At 35.2% G+C, this 5769-nt stretch carries 1 protein-coding gene; it reads right to left on the reverse strand.

The window, feature by feature from the left end:
• Window positions 1-115 precede the first annotated feature (115 nt).
• Window positions 116-5769 (reverse strand): DEAD/DEAH box helicase family protein (locus J4O15_RS07305; protein ID WP_243762005.1); only part of this gene is annotated, 5654 nt, incomplete at its 5' end.

Here is a 5769-nt window from a genome sequence, read left to right on the forward strand (position 1 = left end):
ATACCAGCTTCCAAACATTATCATTGCTGATAAAGCAGGTGGTATTAGGCTACCTCTAACGGAATAGAGGGTTTAATCTTCATTTAGTTAAACAATTATCTATGCGACTTTCAAGTCACACCCATGGAACATCAAGATCATGAATGGCAATGAGTTTATCTTGTGCATTGGTTCCTGCTCCCATCTTTTGTGTGGAACCTAAAAGCACACGAATTTCTCCTTTCCTTACCTTATCAAAGATAGCATCCTTTTCCCTGTTGTTGTTTGCATTATGGATAAACTCTATCTCCCTTTCAGGAATTCTCATAGCCATAAGTTTGTTCTTGATATCATCATAAATATTAAACTCGCTTGAGGGTGTAGACATATCACAAAAGACAAGCTGAGCCGACCTTTTATCTGCATATTTATCCCATATGCTGAAGATATTTTTTACACAAGTATTTACCTTGCTGTTCTCATCATCGGGAAGCAGAGGGTTTATAAGCCTTTGATCAAGTGCCATTTTCTTTCCGTCATTGGTTATAAGAAGCATATTATCGACAGAGGAATCCACCTGTTTTGCTCGAACCTTATCAGCCCTTTCTGAAAAAGTTTCAAGTATTTCCTTTTGCTCCTCGGTCGGTTTTGTCTTTATGGTTTCATAGTGTGCATTTGGAACGGGAAGATTTAATACATCCGCCGTTTTTATATCCATAAACTGCTTAACCATGTTCATCAGTTCCGGGAGGTTGTAAAACTTTGAAAATCTTGTTTTGCTTCTATATCCGTTTCCTTCCGGATTAAGTTCTATTGCCGTAACTGTTTCTCCAAATATGGATGCCCAAGAGTCAAAGTGCTGAAGGTGCATTTTTTTAAGTTCGTCATACTGAAGATACCTTTGCATGGTGTATAGCTCAGCCATACTGTTACTGACAGGCGTCCCTGTTGCAAAAACAACTCCCTTACCGCCTGTTATCTCATCCATATATCTGCATTTCATAAGCATATCGGATGACTTTTGTGAATCTGTTGCACTGATCCCTGAAACATTTCTCATTTTTGAAAACAGGTACAGATTTTTATATGAATGGGCTTCATCCACAAAAAGCTTATCAATTCCCAGTTCCTCAAAAGTTACCACATCATCTTTTTTATAATCATCATTAAGTTTCTTTAACTTTGCCTCCAGACTTTTCTTTGTCTTTTCAAGCTGCTTTACACTAAATCTTTGATCTCTGTCTCTTTTATACTCTCCAATAAATTCCACGATCTCATCGATCTGACTTTTAATTTCATACTCCTGTCTTTCCTTTGAAATCGGGATTTTCTCAAATTGACTATGACCTATAATCACCGCATCATAGTCTCCTGTTGCAATCCTACTGCAAAATCTTTTCCGCTTGTCCGGTGTAAAGTCCTTTTCCGTAGCACAAAGTATATTGGCTGCCGGATAAAGCTCGTTAAACTCACGCCCGAACTGTTCTACTATATGATTTGGAACTACAAACATGGCTTTTGAACTCATCCCAAGCCTTTTAGACTCCATCGCAATTCCTATCATCTCAAAGGTCTTGCCCGCCCCTACTTCATGTGCAAGTAATGTATTTCCTCCAAAAAGCCCCCTTGCTATTGCATCTTTTTGATGTGGTCTAAGCTTAATTTCAGGATTTATCCCGTCAAAAGGCAAATGACTTCCGTCATACTCCCTTAATCGAATGGAATTAAATCTTTCATTATATTTTTTCACCAGTCGGTTTCTTCTGTCCACATCCTCAAAGATCCAATTTTTAAATTCTTCTTTTATAATTTCCTGTTTACTCCTTGCAAGCATGGTTTCTTTCTGATTTAAAACAGATGTTTTCTTTCCGTCCGAATCAATGATCTGGTCATATACTTTAGTATCTCTAAGATTTAGACTATCCTCTATAAGCTTATATGCACTCACTCTGCTTGTTCCATAGGTGAAATTAGCCAGGTCGTTATTTTTATCTGTGCTTTTTCCCTCTACCCTATACTCTCCCGTAAAATCAGTATATTTAATATCTATATTCCATCTGTTTGATGCGGAGGTCTTTAACAGATTAAACATAAAGCTCTTATAGTCTTTTTCAGGTATCCATGTAGAACCCATCTTGACAGTTATATCACTTGCTTCAAGAGTTTTCGGCATTACTTCTTCCAGTCTTTTTTTCTGATAATTAAGAGCGGATAATTCCTGTTTTAATACCGAAATTTTCTCTGTTATTTCCGATTTATATGATAATTCTTCCTGATTGGATCTTCCTGTTTCAAATCCCGATTGTAATTCATGAGGCTTATCTAACTCTTCCTCATTCCTTTTAATTTCATAATCTATATTTTTTATATATGCGTCTACTACTTCAATTTTCTCTCTGATATTACCTGATAAGTATTCATCTGCACTGACATAGGATCTGGAAAAATCTCCCAAATCTAAAGCTGATGAAAAAGGAGTAATATCACTTGGCTCAAAACTGTCAAGATTTAGGAATATCTCTCCTTTTAGTCCTTCTATCAGCTCTTTTCTTATCTTTCCTGTAAGCTCCTCCATATACTCAAAGTTTACATTCCCTTTTTGAGATATGGAAAGGATTAATGCCTCTGTTAAGCTATCCGTATGTTCAATTACCATAGCTTTTTTAATGGTTCTTTTTGTAAAAATATCCGACTTGCCGATAAAGTTACCCTCTTTATTAAGGTTTTCCAAGGTTGACACTAAAGAGTAGTTGGCATCCTCTTGCAATAATCTTTTATTTGCCCTTGAATTAATTAGTCCATACTTATTAGAAAAATCATCATAAAGCTTATTTAATCTGCTTTGTAAGGTTTTTATTTCTCCTTCCGGATAATCTTCCTTTTGATAGGTAATTACTCCTCTTAATGCTTTTTCTATTTCAAGATATGCCCCTATCTTCTCCTCATCAGCTTTATTTAGAAGTACCTTTTGCATAATTGAGTTTTCTCTAAAGTATACCTTATCTTCAATCACTGCATAGGAATAGTTTTTAACATTATCGTCAGCCGGCAGTGTTTCCGTTTCAAGTTCTTCGTTTAACTTCGCCTTTTCATAAGTGCCTTTGATATTTTTAATTGCATACTCAAGCTGCTCTTTTATCGGTTTACTTTCATCTGCAATGCAAGAAAGAGTAGTGCCGAACCTGCCCGGTACTTCCTGCATATTTCCAAGTATCATCTGTGGATTATCTACAAAGTATTTATTATAGGTCAGTCCCTTCCTGTCCTTATCAATCTTAACCCAGTCCTCATCTATCTTTAATAGCCTGTCCCTTTTCTTTAAAAAAATAATATCACTTGTAACCTCTGTACCGGCTTCACCTTTAAATGTATTATTTGGAAGCCTTATAGCTCCCAGAAACTCTGCACGCTCACTAATATATCTTCTTATATCCTCATTTCTTTTATCCATTGTGCCTGATGAAGTTATAAAAGCAATTATTCCTTTGCTACGCACCTTATCCAGTGTTTTGGCAAAAAAATAATCGTGAATAAGAAAGTTGTTTTTTTCATACTCACGATCGGATACCCTATAATCTCCAAAAGGTACATTTCCTATAGCTATGTCAAAAAGATTATTTGAAAAAGCAGTTTCTTCAAAGCCTTTTACCTGAATGTTTGCATCAGGGTATAGCTTTTTAGCAATCTGTCCGCTGATACTGTCAAGTTCTATGCCGTAAAACTTTGAGGTTTGCATTGATCTGGGCAGATTTCCGATAAATCTTCCCGTTCCCGTGCTTGGCTCTAAGATATTTCCACTCTCAAATCCCATATCGGATAAAGTATGATAAATAGCATCTATTGCTACCTTAGGTGTATAAAAGGCGGTAAGCGTACTTTCTTTGGCAGCCTCATACTCCGACGATGATAAGTTTTCCTTTAAAAATTCCCTTGCTTCCTGCCACTGACCTCCCCGCTCTTCATCAAATACATCTGAAAGTCCACCCCAACCTACATACTTGCTTAAAATATCCTGCTCTTCTTTACTTGCATTTCTGTTTTCTTTATCAAGCTGCTTTAGTACCATTATTGCTTCAATGTTGTTTCTTAATCGCTCTGATGGTGGTAAGACTTCATCTTCTCTTGTTATCCTATAATTGACGGGTAGATTGTTTTTCTTATTCTCTTCTTTTTTATAGGATTCTTCTTGCTTTGGTACTTCACTTAAAGCTTCTTTATTTAAGACAGGTAAAACTTCTTTATATACACTTTTCTCCGGTGATTTTTCTTCTGTGGAAAGTATCTCAAAGTCAAGTTCATTTTCATTTCTAAATGTCAGAATCTCACTTCCTGTAATAAAGCCGGTAAGATACCCTTCATTATCATCCAATTTTATTGTCTTATAGCTTCCATAATCCCTTATTTCTGAAATCAGGTATTCCTTTCCTAGATATCTTACCTGCATACCTTCTTTAAAAATCGGCTCATTTACATTTTCTTGTTCATTTGCTTTTTTAATCTGCTCATTTATATAACCTGTAAGAAGTACATTTCTATGGTTATCATCAAGTAAATAGGGAAGATTTTGAAGCATCTCTTTGTAGCTGTCATATGAAATAGCCACATTGTTATTTAACAAATATCCGTTATATCTAAGATTTTGTTTTAACTGCCTGTTTTTCATATCCAAAACAAGCTCCGCTTCATATTCGGTTTTCCCGTCTATGCTGTTTGTTATATGCTCCGGTGCTTTTAAGTTTCCTCCATCTACAGTCTTTTTAAGCAAAATAAATTCTTCATTTTGATAGTTATACTGATACCCTCCGGCTTCCTTTTCCTCTTTAAAAGTCAAAGCAGATATAATCTCATTTTTAGCTCTAAGCTCTGATGCATTTTTATTTTCTTCTTCAGATAAATTAACTTGTCTTTCACTTTCTTTGTTACTATAGGCAGTATTTTGATATACTTCATTTATTATCTCCTGACTTGGTGCCGTGTTTCTATAAAGATAGGCAAACGCTCTTTTGTTTGCTTCATTACCATCCCCTATATCCACTCTGTAATGTTCTTTTACTTCGCCGTCTACGATATGGTCAAAATAAAACTTTGAATACCCTAACCACTCATCTGTCATTTGCCCATACTTATCTTTGCCTACAGTTTCATTATGTATACTTATTTTTTCATCCAACTCTTTTATTTCATTAAGAAGATCCTTTGTAACAATCATACCTGTATAATCTTTTTCTGTTAGACTTGATTTTTCATGAAATTCCACCACCCAGTAATCATTTAGATTTTGCTCTTTATATGATGTATTTTGATTTAATATATTTTCTTTACTTAAACCCTTTTCTCTTTCTATTTGCAACTCATAGATCTTTTCGGCTTCTTCATAAGATATTTCTCTTTCATCCTGAATTAAAAGAATTTCTTCTTCTCTTTGTATATCAGAATTAATGTCGGTAGCATTTTCTTTATCCGTTATATTCTGTTCTTCTTCCTGATTAAAATACTCTGACTCTATATTTTCTTCTTTTGATTTTAGCTGTTTTTGTACATCGGACACAACATCCTTATTTTCATATCTGTCATTCTTTATTAGGTTTTTAACTTTTACTGCCACTTGACTCCAGCTAAGCATAACTTCCGGAGAGTTCCCCTTTTTAAGACCTATTCCCTTGGCATCATGCCATTCACTGCTTTCCATATTTCCTGATAAAGCATGAGTTCTTCCACCTGTGCCGTACTCATTTTTTAAAAACTCCGCCTGTTCTGAAAGTGTATGATTTTCTCTAAAAAAGTCAGCAA

The sequence above is a fragment of the Lachnoanaerobaculum sp. Marseille-Q4761 genome (assembly GCF_017565785.1).
Taxonomy (GTDB): domain Bacteria; phylum Bacillota; class Clostridia; order Lachnospirales; family Lachnospiraceae; genus Lachnoanaerobaculum.